General features: G+C 66.2%; 1 protein-coding gene. It reads left to right on the forward strand.

The genetic code is table 11. From position 1 onward, the window contains the following. A partial coding sequence (locus OH705_RS27175; RefSeq protein ID WP_267303430.1) for an AAA family ATPase occupies window positions 1–278 on the forward strand: 278 nt, incomplete at both ends.

Consider the following 278-nt stretch of genomic DNA (forward strand, 5'->3'; position numbering starts at 1 on the left):
CTTCCAGCGGGTGCAGTTCACCTCGGACCTGCTGCCGGCCGATGTGCTGGGCGTATCGGTGTACGACGCACAAGCGCGCGCCTTCACCTTCCATCCCGGCCCGGTCTTCACCAACGTGCTGCTGGCCGACGAGATCAACCGCGCCCCGCCCCGCACGCAGAGCGCGCTGTTGGAGGCGATGGACGAACACCAGGTCACGCTGGATGGCGTGACGCATGCGTTGCCCGACCCTTTCTTCGTCATCGCAACGCAGAACCCCGTCGACCTGTCCGGTACCT

Origin of the sequence: Pseudomonas sp. BJa3, assembly GCF_026343815.1 — a bacterium.
GTDB lineage: Bacteria > Pseudomonadota > Gammaproteobacteria > Pseudomonadales > Pseudomonadaceae > Aquipseudomonas > Aquipseudomonas soli.